27 protein-coding genes and 1 tRNA gene are annotated in these 21300 nt (G+C 34.2%); 19 read left to right on the forward strand and 9 right to left on the reverse strand.

What is annotated here, in order from left to right; genetic code table 11:
* Positions 1-63: 63 nt before the first annotated feature.
* The 8 genes from ACNQGB_RS09645 (at position 64) to ACNQGB_RS09680 (ending at position 6509) form a co-directional block, all read left to right on the forward strand.
* The gene (locus ACNQGB_RS09645; RefSeq protein WP_417946751.1) at positions 64-417 is read left to right on the forward strand and encodes a DoxX family protein; all 354 of its coding nucleotides are present in this window, start codon (positions 64-66) and stop codon (positions 415-417) included.
* Between the two features lie 4 nt (positions 418-421).
* Entirely contained in the window at positions 422-1030 is a 609-nt protein-coding gene (locus ACNQGB_RS09650; RefSeq protein ID WP_417946749.1) for an alpha-ketoglutarate-dependent dioxygenase AlkB family protein, read from the forward strand.
* 44 nt (positions 1031-1074) lie between these two features.
* Entirely contained in the window at positions 1075-1902 is an 828-nt protein-coding gene (locus tag ACNQGB_RS09655) for a sterol desaturase family protein (protein WP_417946747.1), read from the forward strand.
* A 116-nt stretch (positions 1903-2018) separates the two neighbouring features.
* The gene (locus ACNQGB_RS09660; RefSeq protein ID WP_417946745.1) at positions 2019-2297 is read left to right on the forward strand and encodes a DUF2805 domain-containing protein; all 279 of its coding nucleotides are present in this window, start codon (positions 2019-2021) and stop codon (positions 2295-2297) included.
* A 61-nt stretch (positions 2298-2358) separates the two neighbouring features.
* Positions 2359-2703: a hypothetical protein gene (locus tag ACNQGB_RS09665; RefSeq protein ID WP_417946744.1), complete on the forward strand. Its 345-nt coding sequence runs from the start codon at positions 2359-2361 to the stop codon at positions 2701-2703.
* A gap of 1 nt (position 2704) precedes the next feature.
* The gene (locus ACNQGB_RS09670) at positions 2705-3646 is read left to right on the forward strand and encodes an alpha/beta hydrolase (protein WP_417946743.1); all 942 of its coding nucleotides are present in this window, start codon (positions 2705-2707) and stop codon (positions 3644-3646) included.
* Between the two features lie 53 nt (positions 3647-3699).
* Positions 3700-5568 (forward strand): M61 family metallopeptidase, encoded by a 1869-nt coding sequence (locus ACNQGB_RS09675; protein ID WP_417946742.1) that lies wholly within the window; start codon positions 3700-3702, stop codon positions 5566-5568.
* Positions 5569-5798: 230 nt separating this feature from the next.
* On the forward strand, positions 5799-6509 hold the full coding sequence (locus ACNQGB_RS09680; RefSeq protein WP_417946740.1) for a DUF4369 domain-containing protein: 711 nt from the start codon (positions 5799-5801) through the stop codon (positions 6507-6509).
* Positions 6510-6642: 133 nt separating this feature from the next.
* Here the strand turns inward: ACNQGB_RS09680 and ACNQGB_RS09685 are convergent, their stop codons facing one another.
* The 7 genes from ACNQGB_RS09685 to idi form a co-directional block, all read right to left on the reverse strand.
* Positions 6643-7107 (reverse strand): hypothetical protein, encoded by a 465-nt coding sequence (locus tag ACNQGB_RS09685; RefSeq protein WP_417946738.1) that lies wholly within the window; start codon positions 7105-7107, stop codon positions 6643-6645.
* A gap of 125 nt (positions 7108-7232) precedes the next feature.
* Positions 7233-7306, reverse strand: a tRNA-Thr gene (locus tag ACNQGB_RS09690).
* A 78-nt stretch (positions 7307-7384) separates the two neighbouring features.
* Positions 7385-7651, reverse strand: coding sequence for a hypothetical protein (locus ACNQGB_RS09695; RefSeq protein ID WP_099713324.1), 267 nt, complete (start codon positions 7649-7651; stop codon positions 7385-7387).
* A 68-nt stretch (positions 7652-7719) separates the two neighbouring features.
* The gene (locus ACNQGB_RS09700) at positions 7720-8682 is read right to left on the reverse strand and encodes a type I phosphomannose isomerase catalytic subunit (protein WP_417946736.1); all 963 of its coding nucleotides are present in this window, start codon (positions 8680-8682) and stop codon (positions 7720-7722) included.
* Between the two features lie 151 nt (positions 8683-8833).
* A complete protein-coding gene (locus tag ACNQGB_RS09705; RefSeq protein ID WP_417946734.1) occupies positions 8834-9292 on the reverse strand; it encodes a peroxiredoxin in 459 nt (152 codons plus the stop codon).
* On the reverse strand, positions 9289-9699 hold the full coding sequence (locus ACNQGB_RS09710; RefSeq protein ID WP_309757837.1) for a 6-pyruvoyl trahydropterin synthase family protein: 411 nt from the start codon (positions 9697-9699) through the stop codon (positions 9289-9291). Before ACNQGB_RS09710 ends, ACNQGB_RS09705 begins: the two co-directional genes overlap by 4 nt.
* A 75-nt stretch (positions 9700-9774) precedes the next feature.
* Positions 9775-10302, reverse strand: a complete 528-nt coding sequence (gene idi, locus ACNQGB_RS09715) for an isopentenyl-diphosphate Delta-isomerase (RefSeq protein WP_417946732.1) — start codon at positions 10300-10302, stop codon at positions 9775-9777.
* Between the two features lie 168 nt (positions 10303-10470).
* Between idi and ACNQGB_RS09720 the strand changes: the two genes are divergently transcribed.
* The 5 genes from ACNQGB_RS09720 to ACNQGB_RS09740 all read left to right on the forward strand — a co-directional run bounded on the left by ACNQGB_RS09720 (position 10471) and on the right by ACNQGB_RS09740 (position 14490).
* Positions 10471-10932, forward strand: coding sequence for a GNAT family N-acetyltransferase (locus tag ACNQGB_RS09720; RefSeq protein WP_417946731.1), 462 nt, complete (start codon positions 10471-10473; stop codon positions 10930-10932).
* Between the two features lie 149 nt (positions 10933-11081).
* Complete coding sequence (gene msrB, locus ACNQGB_RS09725) at positions 11082-11642, forward strand: peptide-methionine (R)-S-oxide reductase MsrB (protein ID WP_417946729.1); 561 nt, start codon at positions 11082-11084, stop codon at positions 11640-11642.
* A gap of 1 nt (position 11643) precedes the next feature.
* A complete protein-coding gene (msrA, locus tag ACNQGB_RS09730; RefSeq protein ID WP_417946728.1) occupies positions 11644-12255 on the forward strand; it encodes a peptide-methionine (S)-S-oxide reductase MsrA in 612 nt (203 codons plus the stop codon).
* 200 nt (positions 12256-12455) lie between these two features.
* The gene (locus tag ACNQGB_RS09735; RefSeq protein ID WP_417946727.1) at positions 12456-13763 is read left to right on the forward strand and encodes an amidohydrolase; all 1308 of its coding nucleotides are present in this window, start codon (positions 12456-12458) and stop codon (positions 13761-13763) included.
* Between the two features lie 238 nt (positions 13764-14001).
* Complete coding sequence (locus tag ACNQGB_RS09740) at positions 14002-14490, forward strand: nuclear transport factor 2 family protein (protein WP_417946726.1); 489 nt, start codon at positions 14002-14004, stop codon at positions 14488-14490.
* Positions 14491-14622: 132 nt separating this feature from the next.
* On the opposite strand, the gene ACNQGB_RS09745 is transcribed toward ACNQGB_RS09740, so the two are convergent.
* The gene (locus ACNQGB_RS09745) at positions 14623-16185 is read right to left on the reverse strand and encodes an NAD(P)/FAD-dependent oxidoreductase (protein ID WP_417946724.1); all 1563 of its coding nucleotides are present in this window, start codon (positions 16183-16185) and stop codon (positions 14623-14625) included.
* Positions 16186-16255: 70 nt separating this feature from the next.
* Here ACNQGB_RS09745 and ACNQGB_RS09750 point away from each other — a divergent pair, with 70 nt between their 5' ends.
* Complete coding sequence (locus tag ACNQGB_RS09750; RefSeq protein ID WP_417946723.1) at positions 16256-16495, forward strand: hypothetical protein; 240 nt, start codon at positions 16256-16258, stop codon at positions 16493-16495.
* Positions 16496-16501: 6 nt separating this feature from the next.
* Here ACNQGB_RS09750 and ACNQGB_RS09755 read toward each other — a convergent pair whose 3' ends face one another.
* The gene (locus tag ACNQGB_RS09755) at positions 16502-17320 is read right to left on the reverse strand and encodes a purine-nucleoside phosphorylase (RefSeq protein WP_417946722.1); all 819 of its coding nucleotides are present in this window, start codon (positions 17318-17320) and stop codon (positions 16502-16504) included.
* Positions 17321-17381: 61 nt separating this feature from the next.
* Here ACNQGB_RS09755 and ACNQGB_RS09760 point away from each other — a divergent pair, with 61 nt between their 5' ends.
* The 5 genes from ACNQGB_RS09760 (at position 17382) to ACNQGB_RS09780 (ending at position 21263) form a co-directional block, all read left to right on the forward strand.
* On the forward strand, positions 17382-18128 hold the full coding sequence (locus ACNQGB_RS09760; protein WP_417946720.1) for a DUF547 domain-containing protein: 747 nt from the start codon (positions 17382-17384) through the stop codon (positions 18126-18128).
* An 8-nt stretch (positions 18129-18136) separates the two neighbouring features.
* Positions 18137-18472, forward strand: a complete 336-nt coding sequence (locus ACNQGB_RS09765; protein WP_309757859.1) for an arsenosugar biosynthesis-associated peroxidase-like protein — start codon at positions 18137-18139, stop codon at positions 18470-18472.
* A gap of 14 nt (positions 18473-18486) precedes the next feature.
* Positions 18487-19536 (forward strand): arsenosugar biosynthesis radical SAM (seleno)protein ArsS, encoded by a 1050-nt coding sequence (gene arsS / locus ACNQGB_RS09770; RefSeq protein WP_417947306.1) that lies wholly within the window; start codon positions 18487-18489, stop codon positions 19534-19536.
* Positions 19537-19644: 108 nt separating this feature from the next.
* Positions 19645-20616, forward strand: a complete 972-nt coding sequence (gene arsM, locus ACNQGB_RS09775; RefSeq protein ID WP_417947302.1) for an arsenosugar biosynthesis arsenite methyltransferase ArsM — start codon at positions 19645-19647, stop codon at positions 20614-20616.
* 53 nt (positions 20617-20669) lie between these two features.
* On the forward strand, positions 20670-21263 hold the full coding sequence (locus tag ACNQGB_RS09780) for a TIGR04282 family arsenosugar biosynthesis glycosyltransferase (protein ID WP_417947303.1): 594 nt from the start codon (positions 20670-20672) through the stop codon (positions 21261-21263).
* Positions 21264-21300 lie beyond the last annotated feature (37 nt).

Raw genomic sequence — 21300 nt, forward strand, 5'->3', positions numbered from 1 at the left:
TATTTAAAACATTTGTGCTAATTTCATTTAAATTTTTATAAATTCGTGATAAATAACTTTATTATGAATTTACCTTGGCATTTGTATGTGATGGCTTTTATTTACTTTATTGCGGGCTTGAATCATTTTAGAAACCCTAGATTGTATCTGAAAATCATTCCGCCTTATTTCCCGAATCCAAAATTACTAAATCACATCAGCGGTTTAGCCGAAATCATTTTGGCCATTGCCTTATGTATTCCTGCGCTGTCTCACTATGGCGCTTGGGGAGTAATTGCTTTGCTGATTGCTATTTTTCCAACTCATTTATATATGTATTTTAATGAAAAGGCGCGTATGGGCTTGCCAAAATGGGTGTTACTCTTGCGCATGCCGTTGCAATTATTACTAATTTTTTGGGCGTACCAATATACATAATCCCGTGCAATCACTTTTTGAATCCCGATCAGAACCACTCATTCTTGACTTGCCAGACGCTGAGATAATTTATTATTCTCAATTTTTTGATACAGAATTGGCTGACAGTATTTTTGCTCAACTCACCCATGATATTCCTTGGCAGCAAGATGATATTAGAGTATTTGGAAAAATTCATCCGCAACCTCGTTTGACCGCTTTATTTGGAAATGAAGGAAAACCGTATTCGTATTCAAATATTACGATGCAACCGCATCCATGGAATTTGCTGTTGCAAAAGCTAAAAACACAAATAGAAGCTGTCGCACAAACTACTTTTACAACCGTATTACTTAATCAATATCGCGACGGGAAAGACAGCAATGGTTGGCATGCTGACAACGAAAAAGAATTAGGTATAAATCCAATAATTGCCTCCGTAAGTTTTGGTGCAGAGCGAACGTTTCAACTAAAGCATAATACTATAAAGGACCTAAAAAAAAGCATTGTACTGCAACACGGAAGTTTACTATTAATGAAAGGTACTACACAGCATTTCTGGAAACACCAAATACCAAAAACCGCAAAGCCTATTGGTCACAGAATTAATGGTACTTTTCGGGTAATCAAATAATTATCTTAATAAAAAGCATTAAATTTGAAATAAATATTTTTTTTATGAATGACATCATAGCTTATTTTTCCACTATTCCCTCTTCCCATAGAAGCTTAATTTTAGTAGGTGGTATCACTTTTTTTTGGTTGATTGAAAATGCGTATCCACTTTTTAATTTCACGTATAAAAAATGGCATCATGCAAGCATTAACATCTTCATGACGATTACCACCATTATTGTCAACTTTTGTTTGGCTTTTATATTATTACAAACCGCTGATTGGACGATTGCTCATAATTTTGGAATTTTGCAGTGGCTGCCAGCGGTCCCCATTTGGTTGTACGCTTTAATTGGGTTGTTATTGTTGGATTTAATTGGAGCCTATTTAGTGCATTTAGTCGAGCATAAAACCAAAGTCTTGTGGCGTTTTCATTTGATTCATCATACAGATACTTGGATTGATACCACAACTGCTAACAGACATCATCCTGGAGAAAGTGTTATTCGGTTTACATTTACCGCATTAGGAGTTTTACTTATTGGAAGTCCGATGTGGTTGGTTTTCCTCTATCAAACGCTATCAGTAGTGGCTACACAATTTAACCATGCTAATATTTCACTTCCAAAAAAAGTAGATACTATTTTGAGTTATTTCATTGTCTCACCAGACATGCACAAAGTGCACCATCATTATGTATTGCCGTATACCGATAGTAATTATGGCAATATATTCTCTATTTGGGATAGGCTTTTTGGAACTTTTATGACTCTTCCAAAAGAGAAAATTATCTATGGAATAGATACCCATCAGAATCCAGAAGAGCACAACGAGCTTAAAAATTTATTAAAAATACCGTTTCAAAAACAAACTCCTAAAAAAGTGAATTAAACAATAAAAAAAAGTGTATTTTACTGATAAAGTAAAACTTATTTTTCTTAATATTGAAAGTAATTAAAATGCAATTTATTAATCAATAACAACATACTAGAATTAATTTTCACCCGATGAAAAAGAGTAACCGAAAAGAATTGAACTGGGAACAAACAGAAAAACTTGTTACGATGGCTTTAGAAGAAAAAAATCCTTTTGAAATCATCAAAAAAGAATATGGTTTAGCCGAGAAGGAAGTTCTCGAAATTATGAAAAAGAAAATGCCCGCAGAAAAATTTGAAATGTGGAAGAAAAAAGCAACAGCGAATAAACCCAAACCAAAACCCGTTAAGATTGATAATTTTGATGAAGATTTAGATGGGAAATATTATATAAAAAACAAATTAGATTAAGCACAAAACTCCTGATATTTAGGAGTTTTTTCGTTTTTTTAAAATAAATATCAAATTTATTATGGTTTCAATAATAGATACCGAAAACAAATTTATTTTTGACATCTTGGGCAGTCATAAATTTTGGGCTTTCGAAAATACAATTAGAGTACCCAAAAATAAAGTCGTCAAAGCGTACCAAAACCCTAATGAGTTTACTTTTTGGATAGGTTGGAAAATACCGGGAACTCAAGTGCCTTGGGTGATTACAGCAGGAACGTATATAAAAAAAGGAAAACGCAATTTTTGGGACGTTTGCAATAAAAAAAATGCAATTATTGTTGAACTAACTGATTCCTATTACCACAAATTGATTATTGAAGTTGAAAATCCAGAACTCGTGATACAACAGCTTAACGCTAAATAATATGAAAAAAATACTAATCCTTTTACCGCTACTTTTTGTAACAGTAGGATATTCACAAACCAATACTGAAATTTTCAAAAAGGAAGAAATTAGCATCAGTACATTACTGAAAGGCTCGTTGTACACTCCTTTAAAAAATTCGAAAAAAGAAACTCTAGTCATTTTGATTGCAGGTTCCGGACCAACTGATAGAGATGGAAATCAAAAGAATTTAATCAACAACTCGCTAAAATACCTTTGTGAAGGCTTAACGCAAAATGATATTGCTGCATTTAGTTACGATAAACGTATGTTTGCTCAATTCTCCCAAGGAACTCTTAACGAGGCTACACTTTCATTTGAAGATTTTATCAATGATGCAAAAGAGGTCTTTACTTATTTCAAAAACCAAAAAAAATACAATAAAATAATCATTGCTGGTCATAGCGAAGGATCACTTCTAGGAATGGTTGCTGCCAATAACAATGCTGATGCCTTTATTTCTATTGCAGGAGCAGGAAGATCGATTGACGCTGTAATTGTCGAACAAATAGAGAAACAAGCTCCCTTTTTAAAGGAAGAGGTTCTGAAAAATTTTGAAATTCTAAAAAGCGGTAAAACTTTTGAATTGAAAAATGAAATGCTTGCTTCGCTTTTTAGAACAAGTGTGCAGCCTTATATGATTTCATGGCTCAAATACAATCCACAAGACGAAATCAAAAAACTTAAAATTCCAACTTTACTTCTTAATGGAACGAAAGATTTGCAAGTAAGCGTTAGTGACGCCGAACTTTTAAAAAAAGCGCTTCCTTCTGCCGAGCTGATGATCATAGAATCAATGAATCACGTTTTCAAAGAAATCAAAGGCGATACCACTGAAAATATGAAATCATACAACGATCCTAATCTACCAATTTCGGCTCAATTACTAAATACAATAACGCGTTTTATAAAAGCGTTATAACTGTAACAAATTAGCGCGTTGTGCGACTTATTTTCGAAATAAAACAAATTAAAATGAAAAGAATATTTTTAACACTTGCATTTGCTACAGTACTGTGGAGTTGCAAAACGGCTAGTGCTGCGACGAATGACTCTAAAACTGACACTAATCTAGTACGAGTTTCCATCAATTTGAATGATGTAACAGAAGACAGAGTATTGGTTACAATTACTGCCCCAAAAATAACCACCGATGAAGTAACGTATAGCATTCCTAAGATTGTCCCTGGAACGTATTCTATTGATGATTACGGGAAATATATCGAAGAATTTAAAGCATTTGATAGTAAAGGGATAGCATTAATAGTAACCAAAACAGATGACAATACCTGGAATATCAAGAATGCAAAATCATTGGCAAAAATTACCTACCTAGTAAACGATACCTTTGATACAGAAAAAGGTGGAGGATTTGGTCAAAATGATATTTTTTCACCAGCAGGAACCAACATTGATGCCGGAAAAAACTTCATGTTGAATATGCATGGTTTTGCTGGTTATTTTCAAGATAAAAAAGATCTTCCGTACCGCGTGACTGTCCTGCATCCAGACACATTATGGGGCGCGACTTCCATGACAGATCTAGATGCCAGCGCAACAATGGATGTGTTTACCACCCCTCGATACGCTGCGTTAGTAGAAAATCCAATCATGTATTCAAAACCAGACTATACCACTTTTACTGTTGATGGAATGGAAATTTTGATTGGTGTTTACTCTCCGTCTGGAAAAGTGACAGCTGAAAGTATCACTCCAGAAATGAAAACAATGATGATCGCCCAAAAAACCTTTTTAGGAAAAATAAATGCGACTAAAAAATATACCGTGTTACTCTACCTTTCAAGCATGTCGCCAACCGATGCGAAAGGATTTGGTGCCTTAGAACACCCAACGGCAACTACGGTGGTTTTACCTGAAATGATGCCTCGAGAGGAATTAGTTAAATCAATGAAGGATGTCGTATCACATGAATTTTTTCATATCGTTACACCATTGACCATTCATTCTAAAGAAATACATTATTTTGATTACAATTCACCAAAAATGTCAGAACATTTATGGATGTACGAAGGTGTAACAGAATATTTTGCCAATCTTTTTCAAATCAATCAAGGGTTAATCCCTGAAGAAGAATTCTATTCGCGCCTAGCAGAAAAAATTGAAAATGCAAATGCGATGAATGATACAATGCCATTCACGACGATGAGTGCTAATGTATTGACAGAACCGTGTAAAGCACAATACTTGAATGTCTACGAAAAAGGCGCACTTATTGGTATGTGTATCGATATCATTATCCGAGAAAAAAGTAATGGTACAAGAGGAATATTAGATTTGATGCAAAAATTATCAAATGAGTATGGAGTAGCTAAACCATTTGATGATGCTGACCTTTTTGCAAAAATAACTTCCTTTACCTATCCTGAAGTAGGTGTGTTTTTGGCCACTTATGTATCCGGATCAACTCCAATTCCGTACCAAACCTATTTGTCTAAAGTTGGTGTTACAAAATCAATCGAAAAAGTACCTGGAAATGTATTTCTAAAAGGACAAACACCATATATTACAGTCAATCAAGCGACCAAAGAAATTATCGTTCTTCCAAATATAGAGTTGAATGTTTTCTATACCAACCTAGGATTGAAAGGTGGAGATATTGTAGTATCCATCAATGAAAAACCGTATTCATTAGATACTATCTATGAAATGATCACGGAAAGCACCAATTGGAAAGAAAATGATGCGATTACTGTGAAAATAAAACGCGATGGTAAAGAACAAATTATTACTGGAACAGTTAAGTTCCCGTATGAGGAGAAAGAAGGTCTCAAGGCTACAGATGCAACCAAAAAAACTTTAAAAGAAGCTTGGTTGAAATCTTAATTTCAAAAATTGTTTAAAGAAATACCAATTTTAGACTGCCCCCAAAAAGTTAGACACTATTTGGGGGTATTTTTTTTGAAAATTGAACGCATTAGCAAAATCATTCCAACAATTTTCTTTATTTTGCACCACAATATGAATTACTAAGAAATAATAGCGATGGAATCGCAAAATTTAAATTAATCAAAAAAAATAGCGAAACCTTTGCTTCACAAACAAATTAACTTCACATGAAAAAATCGATTATTGCATTTGTCACACTTATTATTCTGGCCTCTTGCAACAACAATACATCAAAAACCAACTTACTTATTACTGGAAATATTAAAGGTCTAAAAAAAGGTACTTTGTATATCCAGAGAATTCTTGATAATAAATTAGTAGCGATTGACACTATTAAAATGGATGGCAACTCCTCTTTTGAAAGCAGTTTAGACCTTAAATCTCCAGAAATGCTCTATTTATTTTTAGATAGAGGCGTAACCAATTCCTTAGACAATAACTTACCATTTTTTGCTGAACCAGGGAACATTACTATTGAAACCAGTTTAGACCGGTATTTATCTGATGCAAAAATCAAAGGATCAAAAAATCAGGAAATATACGAAGAGTATAAAAAAATCAATTCCCGTTACACAGACGAAAATCTTTCTTTAATTGAGCAAAAATTCAATGCCATAAAAAGTAAAAACACGAAAAAAATTGATAGTATCATCATAAGACAAGATTCAAACATTAGAAGAAAGTATCTATTTGCCACTAATTTTGCGCTAAATAATAGGAAGTTCGAAGTAGCACCTTTTATAGCACTTTCAGAAATATACGATATCAATATCAAATATTTAGATACAATACAAAAATCAATGTCTCCTGAAGTAGCAAAATCATTATATGGAAAAAAGCTAACACAATATATTGCAACTATTAAAAGTCAAAAATAGAAAGCGCTGTCTGACTATTACTTTTCCTTATTTAAAACAAAAAATCATCTTGATTTCACAAGATGATTTTTTTTGTTTTAAAACCCAAGCAATACTTAAAGCACAATAAAACAGAATTAGATATAAATACAAATTACATGCTACCCATTGCTAAACCACCAATTAAAGCAACAATCATCATTAAAAAGTATAAAGAAAAAATAACTATGGTCATGATGCCAATAAACTTGTAATGTGATTTTAAGTATTGAAATGAAAGCGTCAATTTTTCGGAATCGTTTGTTGCACATGCGATTTTAGCATTTGAAGCAAACTTGTTTAAATAATATACTGGAAAAAAATAAAGAGCGGCTATGAGTACATAAACGACAGCCATTATTATTCCAAAAGAGCTACCCATATTACTCATGGTAAGATTTATTTTCCCCATGGCAGAGAATAGTGTACCTGCAAATAAACCTGCAAGAACTATGAAACCAATTCCTACATACCCCAAAATGGATAAAAAATAAGCCCATTTCGCGGTCTCTTTCAAAAAGTCTTTTGCAGACTCGTTTAGTTTCATTTCTAAATTCTCAGTAATTGAATGCTCTTCCATAATTTCTTTTTTTAGTTAGTCAACAAATTTAACATAAAAAATAGGACATCCAAATAAAAAGAATTTTATTCATGTAGTGCTAAAAACAAAAAACCATCCCGGATGAAAGGGATGGTTTTATTAAGAGCCGGCGGAGGGACTCGAACCCACGACCTGCTGATTACAAATCAGCTGCTCTAGCCAACTGAGCTACGCTGGCGACTCATTACGGGTGCAAATATAAGTCTGAATTTCTATTTTGCAAAACAAATTCAAACTTTTTTTGCTTTTTTTTTGACTACAATTCGTTGATTTTAGCAATCAATTGATTAGCAGTTTGTTCCAATTCAACATTGATTTGTTTGAAATGTGCTTTTTTATTTTCAACTTTTTTTGCATTCACTTTTGTGATTAAAGCATCAAAAGCAGCGATAGCTTCATCAATTAAATCATTAGTTTCAGTTGTTGGTTTTCCTGTTGTAGAAATTTCGAACAAGTAAACTGCTTCAATAATATCTCCTAAAACGTAGTTGATGTCTTTTTTTAAATTTTTAACGTTTGCCATTTTTATTTTTTTAAAATTTGAATTTTAATTTGCGTCTGCAAAAGTACACATAATCTTTCTATTACCGACTATGAAATGTAAATTTCTAAAATGGAAGCTTTTCCACTGAGAATGAACGCATTCATTGCCGCAGGAATCAAAACAGTATCTCCTTTTTTATATTGCGTTTTTGAGTTACTATATTCCAGTTCAAATGCCCCTTCTGTACACATATAAACCGTAAAGGATTTAGCAGATTTAGAAATAGAAATCTGTCCGTCTAACGGAATAAAATTAGTCGTAAAATAAGGACACTCAACAATTTCGTTTGAACTATTTATTTTCTTAGTATACTCTCTCTTCGTTTCGACTTTATCATAATTGATAGCTTCCAAAGCTAAATCAACATGTAATTCCCTTGTATTACCATTGGCATCTAGCCTGTCAAAATCATAGAGACGGTATGTAATATCCGAAGTTTGTTGTATTTCAGCAACCACTAATCCAGCACCAATAGCGTGAACGGTTCCCGTTTCTAAGAAGAAAACATCACCTGATTTCACTTTTATATCGTCCAGAATAGAAAGTAAGGTTTTGTTTTTTAGATTTTCTAAATACTCACTGGCATTCGATTTTTCTTTGAAGCCCACAATTATTCGGGCTTCATCATCAGCTTGCATAATGTACCACATTTCTGTTTTACCAAAAGAATGATGTCTTTTTTTAGCCAACTCATCATTTGGATGTACTTGTATGGACAAATCTTCGCGAGCATCTAGATATTTGAAAAGCAACGGAAATTGTTTTCCAAATCTAGTATAAACTTCTGTTCCTAAAATTTCGATCGGTGCATCATCAATAATAGCAGTCAATGATTTGCCTTTCCATGCTCCGTTTGCTACAACACTTACATCACCTTCAACAGTAGACAACTCCCAACTTTCTCCGGTAATTGTTGATGATATTGGTTTTTTAAGTATTGTTTTTAATTTTTCGCCGCCCCAAATTCTTTCTTTAAAAATGGGATCAAATTGTAAAGGATAAAGTTTCATTCAGATGATTATTTTGAATTTGTAAGATACAAAAAATCCATATTAACTGCGAGAATATAGATTCTCTTTTTACAGAAATCAATAAATGACCAAAAACACGGCATAAATTGAAATCCATCAGAATAGCCTTCAAGTAGATTTTTACTATAAATTACACTAATTTTTTAATAGCTTCCAGCGCTTTGGGAATATGTTTTGTAGCCAGCATACTGTCAAAGATCATTTGAACCACTCCATTTTTATCAGTGACATAGGTAACTCTTCCCGGCAGTAAACCGAACATTCCCGTGGGAACACCAAAAAGTTTTCTAATTTTTTTATCTGAATCTGACAAAAGAATAAAAGGTAGTTTGAATTGTTTAGCAAATTTTTGATGTGAGCTAACACTATCACTGCTAATTCCTATCACTTCCGCGCCAAAATCCTTAAAATCTTCATATGAATCTCTAAAACTACAGGCTTCAGTAGTACATCCTGATGTATTATCTTTTGGATAAAAATAAATCACAAGCGGCTTTGTACCTACTAGAGTTTTACTATCAAATTCATTCCCTGCAGCATCTGTAGCAATAAAATGGGGAATGGTATCCCCTACTTTTAGTTCTTTCATTCTCCTTTATACGTTACAAAATTTCTAGGGGTTTCATATAGAACCACTTCTAGTTCAAATTCTGGTTTGATTCTTTTTCTGATTTTATTCCAAATAACGACTACTATATTTTCGGCAGTTGGATTCAAATCCTGAAACTCTGGCACATCCAAATTTAGATTTTTATGATCAAATTGATTCTCTACATCTTCTTTGATAATATCGCTTAAAAACTTTACATCCATAACATATCCTGTTTCAGGATCAATCTGGCCCGTTACACTAACTATAAGTTCATAGTTATGACCATGAAAATTGGGATTATTACACTTCCCAAAAATCGCATCGTTTTGTTCCCATGTCCAATCCTTGCGGTGTAATCTGTGAGCCGCATTAAAATGGGCTTTGCGCGAAATAGTAACTTTCATGATATATAATTTAAGATTGCGATGCGTTAGAAAATCTATTTGTAATGTTCTGTTATTGATTTTTTAGCGACAGCGCTATATTTTGTGGTCTTCTAGAAAATGATAAAACTCATCGAAAATAATTTTGAACCAAACCGTATACAAAGCCGGATGCATTTCCATGTCTGATTTTACATCTTCAATTTTCATCCATTTCCAGTCTTCTACTTCCTCCCAATTTATATTTGGTGCATCGTCATAATACCCAATCATAACGTGATCAAGCTCATGCTCTGTTAAACCATTATCAAAAGGAGCTTTATAAATAAAATGAAAAAGCTCTTTGAGTTCTGTATTAAAACCCATTTCTTCAAATAAACGACGACTTCCTGCTTGAATATTAGTTTCTCCATCGCGCTGGTGACTGCAACAGGTGTTGGTCCATAGCAATGGCGAATGGTATTTTTGACTGGCGCGCTGCTGCAACATAATTTCATTTTTGCTGTTTAAAACAAAAACTGAAAAAGCACGATGTAAAACTGCTTTTTCATGTGCTTCAAGTTTAGGCATCAATCCGATTTGCTCATCGTTGTGATTAACTAATATTACGTTTTCTTCTACCATAGTATTCTTTTGCTGATCAAAAATACAAAAAAGATTATTAGAGACGGGGGCTTTAACGTTCTGTTTCGAATTGTTGAAGTGAATTTATTTTGTTGCTAATCTAAGCAAATTCAATGTTTACTTTCAAAAGTTTTTTTTGTAATTTTAAATACTATAACAATCAATAAGATGCACCAAATAATCATTCGAAAAGCACATCCAAACGATTTAGAAAAACTCCTTGAATTTGAACAAGCAATTATTACTGCCGAACGTCCTTTTGACCCCACTCTAAAAGCAGAAAAGATACATTATTATGATATCGAAAAAATGATTTCAGCACCACATATAGAAGTATTGGTAGCCGAAATTGATTTGGAAATCATAGGATCAGGATATGCGCGAATAGAGGTAGCGAAGCCTTATTTGAATCATCTGAACTATGCCTATTTTGGATTTATGTACACAGTTGCTAATCACAGAGGAAAAGGAGTAAACGCTAAAATTATTGAAGCGCTCAAAAATTGGCGCATCCTTCAGGATGTATTCGAAATGAGACTGGATGTATACAACGACAATACCTCAGCAATAAAAGCCTATGAGAAAGTAGGCTTCAAAAAACACCTTATCAACATGCGAATGATTGTATAATTATAATGCTTTGTTAATTCTAAATCCAGAACTGTATTTTACCCGTAACTAACGTTAGTCAAAACTTACTTAAATAACTATTAATTTGCAAAGTAGGCGACATTTTTTGTTTCAAAATCGCTTTACATTTGTAGTATAAAAAGAAAATTATGAAAACAGCAAGATATTTTTTAAGCCTATTATTTTTACTTCCTTTATTCATGTTCACTGCCTGTGGACAAACGAAAAATAAAAAGGACAGTACAGAAAAATCGATAGCAATGGGAAATTCAATCAACAAACCAGGGAATCCATATTATTCTAATACAGACACTAAAAAAATAAAGGTTAGTGATGCCGAGTGGAAAAAGATTTTACCCGAAGATGTTTATGAAGTATCCCGTAACGCAGATACCGAAAGACCTTTTACAGGAAAATATTGGGACACCGATGAAAAAGGAACGTATTACTGCGCCGCTTGTGGAAATAAACTTTTTCGCTCAGGGGCAAAATTTTCGAGCAATTGCGGCTGGCCAAGTTTTTTTGAACAAGACAGTAAAAGCAGCGTGGTGTACAAAACGGATAACTCTCTTGGAATGGAAAGAATCGAAGCCCTTTGCGGAAGATGCGATGGGCATCTAGGACATCTTTTTGATGATGGACCTGCGCCAACTGGCAAAAGATACTGCATGAATTCTATCGCACTTGACTTTATACCAGATACCAAATAAAATGAAAAAAGTATTCCTACTGTGTATAATAGCCGCTACTAGTTTATTTGCACAAAAACCTGCAAACAAACAACCCAATTTTGAAACCATTACGCTAGCGGGAGGTTGCTATTGGTGTGTTGAAGCCGTTTATGAAAATTTAATTGGAGTAAAATCAGCCGTGTCTGGTTACGCTGGAGGTAAAAATGCTAATCCTAGTTACGAAGATGTTTCTACAGGAAGATCGGGCTATGCCGAAGTAGTGCAAATAACCTATGATAAAAACGTCACAAATCTTGATGAAATTTTTAAAGTGTTTTTCACAGTACATGATCCAACTACACTAAACCGACAAGGTGCTGATGTTGGAACACAATACCGTTCTGCTATTTTTTTTAAAAATGAGATTCAAAAAAAAGCTGCTCAATCGGTAATTACCGCGATGAAAAAAGCAAAAATTTATGACAATGCAATCGTAACCACATTAGAACCACTTACTAAATTTTACAAAGCGGAAGACTACCATCAAAATTACTATGTAAACAATAAAAGTCAACCGTATTGCCAAATGGTAATCCAACCTAAAATGGAAAAGTTTGAAAAACTTTTTAAAAGCCGATTGAAAAAAAAATAAAACACCAAACCAACGCCTTGTCCTTTAAAACATGGCGTTTTTTTTTGCTCATAAAAAAATTAAATTACAGTAATCTTTCATGCGACTGAAAACTTTAAAATTTTGTTATATTTGTTTAAATCGAAGTCAATTGACAGCCCTTCAAACTGAATTTCAGTAATGTAAATTGACATTAACCAACCAAAACCACCTTTCAATTCATGAAAAAAATCATTCTTTTCACAAGCATATCGTTATTCTCCGTTATTGCATCTGCGCAAAACACAGCGCTCAAATCTAAAATTGACACAAAAGCAGCATCATTAGAATCCAAAGTTATTTCTTGGAGAAGAGACTTTCATCAAAATCCTGAATTAGGAAATCGCGAATTTAAAACGGCCGAAAAAATTGCTGCACATTTGCGCAGTTTAGGTATCGAAGTACAAACCGGAATCGCAAAAACAGGCGTTGTAGGTATTTTAAGAGGAAGCAAACCAGGACCTATTATTGCTCTTCGAGCAGATATTGATGCGTTGCCCGTAAAAGAGCGAACAGCAATTCCATTCGCTTCCAAAGTAGAAGGAGAATACAACGGAAAAACAGTTCCTGTAATGCATGCTTGTGGTCATGATACCCATACTGCAATACTCATGGGAACTGCAGAAATTTTAGCTTCTATAAAAAGCGAATTAAAAGGGACTGTGAAATTTATTTTTCAACCAGCCGAAGAAGGTCCTCCCGAAGGTGAAGAAGGAGGAGCAAAATTGATGGTTAAAGAAGGCGTTTTGGAAAACCCTAAAGTCGAGGCCATTTTTGGTTTGCACATTAACGCTCAAACCGAAGTAGGCAAAATAAAATACCGTTCACGTGGTACTATGGCGGCTTCGGACTGGTTTACCATAAAAATAAATGGAAAACAAACGCATGGCGCCTATCCATGGTTGGGTATTGACCCTATTGCTACAGCAGCACAAATCATCATGGGAATTCAAACTATTGTTAGCCGAAATATAAATCTTGCAGAATCTCCAGCAGTGATCAGTGTCGGACAAATAAACGCTGGAGTAAGAAGTAATGTGATTCCCGAAGAACTAATTATGACTGGAACCATTCGTTCTCTTGATGTTAAAGTTCAGGAAATGTTGCATTCTAGATTAAAAAAAGTAGTAACGTCTATCGCTGAAAGTGCGGGAGCAACTGCCGAAGTTAACATAACAAACCAAACACTTATTACATACAATGATCCCACATTGACGGAAAAAATGATCCCTACACTTGAAGCTACAGCCGGAAAGGAAAATGTTTCAATTACTCCTGCTGTAACTGGTGCTGAGGACTTTTCTTATTATCAGGAAAAAATTCCAGGTTTGTACTTTTTTCTTGGTGGTGCCCCAAAAGGCAAACCAATATCAGAGACAGCACCGCATCATACACCTGATTTTTACATCGATGAAAGCGGTTTTCTGTTAGGAATGAAAGTATTATCCAACTTAACAATTGACTATATGGAAATGCAATCCAAAAAATAACAACTAGCAATATTTAGAACTATTGATATTAAAAACAAAATAGTTACATCGACATTTCGAGCGTAATAGAGAACGATGAATCTATCTAGACTTATCTTAGATTTAGCACAGCCAAAAACTAGTTTTAAATATTTTTAAATACAAAGGAGTAAAATTATTTGATAATATGTTACTCTCAATTGGTACTTTTTGAACCTTATATTTTTTGCCATCTACCATTTTCATAAAAAAGTGAACTATGACACAGATTAGATCTTTCTTTAAACACAAAATACTTTTTACACTAGCGTTACTTTTCATTCAAAGTATAGCAACCGCTCAAGAAAAGAAAGTTGCCCCTACATCTAATGAACTGTATCGAGAAATAGAAAAAATGGACGAGATTATGTTCAATGCCTTTAATGAAAAAGATTTTGAAAAATTTAAATCTTTATTCACCAATGACTTAGAGTGGTTTCAAGACAATGGCGGATTATTAAACTATGAAAAAGTTTTTACTAATTTTTCCAATATGTTTAAAAATGAAAATAGACTAACGCGAAAACTTGTCAAAGGAACACTCGAAGTGCATCCAATAAAAGACTACGGCGCAATTGAAACAGGAATACACGAGTTCCGTCATATGGAAAACGGAAAGGAAGAAATTGGAACCTTCAAATTTCTTATGATTTGGCAAAAAAAAGACAACAAATGGAAGATTTCTAGAGTGGTGAGTTACGATCATTAGCGTAAAAACCAACTTATTATGCAACTCTCAAACTGAGGTTTTAATATTCAAAAATACTTGGGAAATCAATCCATAAGCGTTACAAAACAGGATATTTTGCAAGTTAATTTAAATTAGTTGCAACAAACTTTTTTATTGATTCAAAATGGCGCCAATCATCAGTGCACATTTTTCTCCATCAATAGCAGCCGAAATTATTCCACCTGCATAACCCGCTCCTTCTCCACAGGGATAAAGCCCTTTTATTTGAACATGTTCATACGTTAATGGATCTCTTGGAATTCGCACCGGTGATGAAGTTCTAGATTCTGGTGCATGAAGTATGGCTTCATTTGTCAAATAGCCACGCATGGATTTCCCGAATTCTGTAAAACCTTCACGTAATATGTTTGTTAAAAATTCGGGGAAAACCGCTCCCATTTCAACTGAAGTGGTTCCGGGCACGTAAGACGTTTTAGGAATATCTGAGGAAACTCTCTTTTGTGTAAAATCGATCATACGCTGTGCTGGCACTTTTTGACTTTCCCCAGCCAAATGCCATGCATTTTGTTCAATACTTTTTTGAAATTCCATTCCAGCCAAAGCACCAAATTTGGCAAAAGGTTTGAAATCTTCTAACTGTAGCTCAATGACGATTCCAGAATTAGCGGTAGCCTGATCCCTTTTAGACGGTGACCAACCATTGGTCACCACTTCTCCGGGACTTGTTGCACAAGGTGCAATCACGCCGCCTGGACACATACAAAACGAATACATTCCCCTACCTCCTACTTGCTTCACGATTGAATATGGTGCTGGTGGCAAATAATCGCCCCGATAATCACAACTGTACTGAATGCTATCTATCAACGTTTGTGGATGCTCTGCTCGTACGCCCAAGGCAAAAGGTTTGGCCTCAATAAAAATTTGTTTTCGATCTAATAATTCAAAAATATCACGAGCTGAATGTCCAGTGGCTAAAATCAGTTTATTGGCCAGAATTGTTTCTCCTTTATGCGTAACAATACCCTGTACCTCATTGTTTTTTACTAAAATATCGGTCAAACGTGTTTCAAATAAAACCTGTCCGCCACATTCAATAATTTTCTCTCGAATATCTTGAATGATTTGTGGTAATTTATTGGTTCCAATATGCGGATGTGCCTCAATCAAGATATCTGGCGAAGCGCCAAAAGCAACAAACAGTTCTAAAACCCGCGTAACATCGCCTCTTTTTTTAGAACGTGTGTATAATTTTCCATCAGAATACGTTCCTGCGCCGCCTTCGCCAAAACAATAATTAGAATCTTCGTTTACAAGATGATCTACGTTAATCGCTTTCAAATCTCTACGACGTCCACGTACGTCCTTTCCACGTTCAACCACAATTGGTTTTAAACCCAATTCGATCAATTGTAAGGCTGCAAATAATCCTGCAGGACCAGCGCCTACAACAAGTACTTCTTGCGCATTTGATACGTTTTTATACTCTGGTATATTTATTTTTTCTTGAATTACTGCTTCTCCAATAAAATATACATCTGCTTTTATATTGAACTTTATCGCTTTTTGACGGGCATCAATAGAGCGTTTTAAAACTATAACTTTTTGAATTTCCTGTACAGAGGTATTGAAAAACTTTGCAACGTGATCATTCAATAATGATTCATTATGAGCTACTTCTGGTGATACTTGAGTTTGGATTTCGCGAGGCATAGTAAGATTTTTTGCAAAAATAGTAATTTGGAAATTGTTATTGTAATTTTGCTATTCAACACCAACAATTATGTCCAGAAAGATTAAATTAATTTGGGATTTCCGTGGACCAGCCTCGGCGAAAACAGCAGAACACCACGAAATTCATTTGAAAGAATATATTTCCATTGAAAAATTGCCATTGAACATCACCGGTTTTGAAACGCAAGGAGAAATGCAGGCCATTGCTTTCATGGTGGTAACTGATGATCATATGATTCAAGTTCGCGATGCCTTAAAACCACATCGGGGCGAATTGTATCAGGAATAAATTGTTTTATAGCTTTTGAATAGTTTCAAAAAACAATTGACTCAATTTGGCATCAGCCATCCCAGCAACTTTTATTATTTCAGGGATATTAACGGGTTTTAAATTATCTGGATCACATTCATCTGTAATCACACTTATCGCTGCACATGGCAATCCTAGTTGATTCGCCACAATAACCTCTGGTGTGGTACTCATTCCTACCATATCTGCGCCTATAAAACCCAAATACCTGTATTCTGCTCTAGTTTCTAATTGAGGTCCAAAAACAGAAGCATACACTCCTTTTTTAAGATTTACGTCTAAGTTTACTGCTTGCTCTATCAAAATACCATTCAATCGGGCATTGTATGGCGCACTCATATCTGGAAAAATACCACCGTATTCAAAACTATTCAAGCCAGAAAGCGGACTGCCTCCTTGTAAATTGATGTGATCATCTAGCAATATTAAATCTCCTTTTTTGAAGCTTTTATTGATTCCACCAGCCGCATTACTCAAAAATAATTGCTGAATTCCTAATTTTTGCAAAACGCGAATAGGAAACGTTATTTGTTGCAAACTGTACCCTTCGTAAAGATGGAATCTACCTTGCATCACAATAACTTTTTTAGAATCTATCGTTCCAAATAATAATTTCCCCTTATGAAATTCTACTGTAGAAACTGGAAAGTGTGGGATTTCAGCATAATCAATGGTCTGTTCTACTTCTAAATAATCTAAAAATTTACCTAGCCCTGTACCCAAAACGAGACCTACTTCTGGATTTAATATTCCTTTTGAAACCAGATAATCAGCCGACTGCGAAATTTGTTCTAAATATGTCATACTTTAAAAAACTATTGTTGGTAAATTTCGTAAATATTAATAGATTTACAAAAAACATTCTATGAAACATCTAGTAATATTATTTTTTTTCACACAAATGGGTTGGTCTCAAACCACAGATTATGTTAGAATTTCACAAAAACTTATAGAATCTTTAAAGTCTAAAGAAACTAATACGAAGGAATATATAGACATTATTGCTAATGCAAATGAGGAGGAGTTAATCAAACAATTAAAAACTGATGATTTAAAAAAGACTTTTTTTATTAATGTTTACAATGGTTTTACTAATTATTCTTTAAGAAAAAATCCAAAACAATATAAAGACAGAGGAGCTTTTTTTAAATCGGAACAGTTTACTATAGCAAAAAATAAAGTGAGCTTAGATCTTATTGAACATGGGTTCTTGAGAAAATCGAGTGTTAAATTGAGTTTGGGTAAATTGAGTAAAATTTTCCCGCCCCAAATAGAAAAAAAATATCGAGTCGACAAAATCGATTACAGAATTCATTTTGCTTTAAACTGTGGGGCAAAAAGCTGTCCACCCGTTTCTGCATATGACCCAAAAAACATAAATGAGCAATTAGACAAGTCAACAAAAAGTTATTTATTGACAGATGCTAAATACGACAAGAAAAAAAATGTTTTGTTTGTGACTTCATTGATGAGCTGGTTTAGAGGTGACTTTGGAAATAAAAAAGGAATTTTAAAAATTTGTAGTGACCTAAAAATCATTCCAAAAGAGGCAGATCCAAAGTTAGAATACAATGATTACGATTGGACTTTATATTTAGAAAATTTTAAATAATAATACTTATGGACAAGAATTATTACAATTCAGACGATTTAAAAAAATTTGGTAACATAGTCGATTTTCAAAAGGAAATGGGCGAAAAATTCTTTGGGTATTACGGTGAAGTTTTCAAAGAAGGCGCCTTGACAGCCAGAGAAAAATCATTGATTGCTTTGGCAGTATCCCATGCTGTTCAATGCCCGTATTGTATAGATGCTTACAGCTCTGATGCTTATGAAAAAGGATATAGTGAGGCTCAAATGATGGAAGCAGTTCATGTTGCAGCAGCTATACGTGGCGGTGCAAGTTTAGTTCACGGAGTTCAAATGATGAATAAAGTTAAGAAAATTAGTTTATGAGCGAGTTCAAGAGAATCAAACTAAAATCATTAAAATCCAATGCCAATTCTTTGTCAAAGGCAGCCAATCAAATCAACCTTTTAGAACAAAATCCAGAGGAGTTCACTCCATTTAGAACGAAATTAAAGGAAATCAATTTGAATCCCTTGCCACCGACCGCCTTGGAAGTGTTTCAAATCAATCTAGGTAAAATGTGCAACCAAGTTTGTACGCATTGCCATGTAGATGCGGGTCCCGATCGTAAAGAGATCATGACCAAAGAAACCATGGAGATAATTTTAGAAATTTTGAAATTAAATCCTAATTACAAAGTGGTTGATATGACGGGAGGCGCACCAGAGATGAATCCAAATTTTAGATGGTTTGTCGAGGAAATTAGTGCACTAGGCATTCAAATGTATGTACGATGCAATCTAACGATCATCACTGCCAATAAAAAATACAATAACTTACCGGAATTCTTTAAAAAACACAAAGTAGAAGTAATATCCTCTTTGCCCTCTTACTCTAAAGATAGAACGGATAAACAACGAGGCAATGGTGTTTTTGAAAGCTCCATAAAAGCATTAAAAATGCTGAATGAAGTAGGATACGGGAAAGAGGCTTCTGGCTTAACATTAAATTTAGTTTACAATCCTGCAGGTGCCTTTTTACCTCCAGATCAAAATGCCCTCGAAAAAGAATACAAACTTGCACTTGAAAAAGATTTTGGTATTGTGTTCAATAATTTATTTGCGATAACAAATTTACCAGTATCTCGTTATTTGGATTACTTAGTCTCCTCTGGAAATTTTGAATACTATATGAGTAAACTTATTGATGCGTTTAACCCAACAGCTGCATTGAATGTGATGTGTAGAAATACCATTTCTATTGGTTGGGATGGCTATATTTATGATTGTGATTTCAATCAAATGCTTGAGTTAAAAGTGGCTTGCAGAGATTCACAACACATATCTGAGTACAATTCCGATTCACTATTAAATAGAAATATCATTGTTAGCAATCATTGTTATGGTTGTACGGCTGGCTCTGGAAGTAGCTGTGGCGGTGCAGTTGCTTAATTAATAGCAACTAAAAAAATATAAGTCAACCTAAATTATATCAAACAAAAATAAACTTTAGAAGTTCAATAACAAAAGAACAAACTTTAAAAAAAACTACTTACTAAAATGGAAAATTATTTAGACGCAACCGTCAACTTATACCGAGATGCAGCACTAACCCCAGACGTAGGATTATGTTGTACAACCACACCTATTTGGAAATTCCCAGGCCTTGAAATTCCAAAAATAATGCAAGAAATGAATTATGGTTGCGGAAGCACAATTTCGGCTCAAGACTTGATTAACAATCCAAAAATTTTATATGTAGGAGTTGGCGGTGGAATGGAGTTATTGCAATTCTCCTACTTTTCTCGTCAAAAAGGGGGTGTTGTAGGTGTAGATGTTGTTGACGAAATGCTAGAAGCTTCACGCCAAAATTTTATAATCGCAGAGCAAGAAAATGATTGGTTCAAAAGCGAATTTGTAGAACTTAAAAAAGGTGATGCTTTAAACTTGCCTATTGAAGATGAAAGCATTGATATTGCAGCACAGAATTGCTTGTTCAATATTTTTAAGACGGAAGATTTGAAAAAAGCATTGCAAGAAATGTATCGTGTGCTAAAACCACGCGGACGATTAGTAATGAGCGATCCTACCTGTGAACAAGAAATGAATGAAACCTTGAGAAACGATGACCACCTGAGAGCACTTTGCCTAAGCGGAAGCATCCCAATTAAGGAATACATACAAATGCTGACTGATGTTGGTTTTGGAACTATCGAAATTAGAGGCAGAAGACCGTACCGAATTTTAGATACGGAGAACTATGCTACTGATGAGCTTATCTTTATCGAAAGTATCGAAGTGTGCGCTATAAAAGACCCAATGCCAGAGGATGGAGCATGTGTATTTACTGGTAAAGCCGCTATTTATTATGGTAAAGATGCCTATTTTGATGATAAAAAAGGACACACATTATTGAAAAATCAACCTTTAGCAGTGTGCGATAAGACCGCACAAGCACTTGCTGATTTGAACAGAGACGATATTTACATTAGCGAATCAACCTTTCACTATAACGGTGGAGGCTGTTGCTAAAACAACAAAAGCTGCAACTAATATTTTAGTTACAGCTTTTTATTATACTTTTTATGCAAAATAAAAATGCCATACTACTCTTTACCAAAAATCCGGAACTTGGGAAAGTAAAAACGCGCCTAGCAAAAACTATTGGTAACGAAAGAGCACTTGAAATTTATAAAAAACTTTTGACCCACACCCAATCTATTGCAAGTCCAATTGATGCTGATAAATTTGTCTTTTATTCGGATTCCATCAATAATGACGATCAATGGAGCGCTACTGATTATTATAAAAAACTACAGTTTAACGGAGACTTAGGCCAACGTATGGCTGCTGCATTTGAAGAAGTTTTTAGCCTTGGTTATCAATCGGTTTGTATAATCGGAAGCGATTGTTTTGAATTGACCTCAGCAATAATTTCTGACGCTTTTTCAAAATTAGAGAATCATGATGTTGTTATCGGACCTACTTATGATGGAGGTTATTATTTATTGGGAATGAAACTTTTGAATGAACCTCTTTTTCAAAATAAAAACTGGAGCACAGATACTGTTTTTTCAGATACCATAAATGATTTTGAAAAACTAGCGTTGACTGCATATCATTTGGAAAAATTATCAGATATAGACGAAGAAAAAGATTTACCTGAACATTGGAAATAAACTAAGTTGTATCATCTTTTTAAAATAGCGGCTTCCC

Source organism: Flavobacterium frigidum, from assembly GCF_048286795.2.

Coding starts and splice junctions, on each gene's coding strand:
- ACNQGB_RS09645 (WP_417946751.1), top strand. CDS start 64: ATGAATTTACCTTGGCATTTGTATGTGATGGCTTTTATTTACTTTATT.
- ACNQGB_RS09655 (WP_417946747.1), top strand. CDS start 1,075: ATGAATGACATCATAGCTTATTTTTCCACTATTCCCTCTTCCCATAGA.
- ACNQGB_RS09660 (WP_417946745.1), top strand. CDS start 2,019: ATGAAAAAGAGTAACCGAAAAGAATTGAACTGGGAACAAACAGAAAAA.
- ACNQGB_RS09665 (WP_417946744.1), top strand. CDS start 2,359: ATGGTTTCAATAATAGATACCGAAAACAAATTTATTTTTGACATCTTG.
- ACNQGB_RS09670 (WP_417946743.1), top strand. CDS start 2,705: ATGAAAAAAATACTAATCCTTTTACCGCTACTTTTTGTAACAGTAGGA.
- ACNQGB_RS09675 (WP_417946742.1), top strand. CDS start 3,700: ATGAAAAGAATATTTTTAACACTTGCATTTGCTACAGTACTGTGGAGT.
- ACNQGB_RS09680 (WP_417946740.1), top strand. CDS start 5,799: ATGAAAAAATCGATTATTGCATTTGTCACACTTATTATTCTGGCCTCT.
- ACNQGB_RS09685 (WP_417946738.1), bottom strand. CDS start 7,107: ATGGAAGAGCATTCAATTACTGAGAATTTAGAAATGAAACTAAACGAG.
- ACNQGB_RS09695 (WP_099713324.1), bottom strand. CDS start 7,651: ATGGCAAACGTTAAAAATTTAAAAAAAGACATCAACTACGTTTTAGGA.
- ACNQGB_RS09700 (WP_417946736.1), bottom strand. CDS start 8,682: ATGAAACTTTATCCTTTACAATTTGATCCCATTTTTAAAGAAAGAATT.
- ACNQGB_RS09705 (WP_417946734.1), bottom strand. CDS start 9,292: ATGAAAGAACTAAAAGTAGGGGATACCATTCCCCATTTTATTGCTACA.
- ACNQGB_RS09710 (WP_309757837.1), bottom strand. CDS start 9,699: ATGAAAGTTACTATTTCGCGCAAAGCCCATTTTAATGCGGCTCACAGA.
- idi (WP_417946732.1), bottom strand. CDS start 10,302: ATGGTAGAAGAAAACGTAATATTAGTTAATCACAACGATGAGCAAATC.
- ACNQGB_RS09720 (WP_417946731.1), top strand. CDS start 10,471: ATGCACCAAATAATCATTCGAAAAGCACATCCAAACGATTTAGAAAAA.
- msrB (WP_417946729.1), top strand. CDS start 11,082: ATGAAAACAGCAAGATATTTTTTAAGCCTATTATTTTTACTTCCTTTA.
- msrA (WP_417946728.1), top strand. CDS start 11,644: ATGAAAAAAGTATTCCTACTGTGTATAATAGCCGCTACTAGTTTATTT.
- ACNQGB_RS09735 (WP_417946727.1), top strand. CDS start 12,456: ATGAAAAAAATCATTCTTTTCACAAGCATATCGTTATTCTCCGTTATT.
- ACNQGB_RS09740 (WP_417946726.1), top strand. CDS start 14,002: ATGACACAGATTAGATCTTTCTTTAAACACAAAATACTTTTTACACTA.
- ACNQGB_RS09745 (WP_417946724.1), bottom strand. CDS start 16,185: ATGCCTCGCGAAATCCAAACTCAAGTATCACCAGAAGTAGCTCATAAT.
- ACNQGB_RS09750 (WP_417946723.1), top strand. CDS start 16,256: ATGTCCAGAAAGATTAAATTAATTTGGGATTTCCGTGGACCAGCCTCG.
- ACNQGB_RS09755 (WP_417946722.1), bottom strand. CDS start 17,320: ATGACATATTTAGAACAAATTTCGCAGTCGGCTGATTATCTGGTTTCA.
- ACNQGB_RS09760 (WP_417946720.1), top strand. CDS start 17,382: ATGAAACATCTAGTAATATTATTTTTTTTCACACAAATGGGTTGGTCT.
- ACNQGB_RS09765 (WP_309757859.1), top strand. CDS start 18,137: ATGGACAAGAATTATTACAATTCAGACGATTTAAAAAAATTTGGTAAC.
- arsM (WP_417947302.1), top strand. CDS start 19,645: ATGGAAAATTATTTAGACGCAACCGTCAACTTATACCGAGATGCAGCA.
- ACNQGB_RS09780 (WP_417947303.1), top strand. CDS start 20,670: ATGCAAAATAAAAATGCCATACTACTCTTTACCAAAAATCCGGAACTT.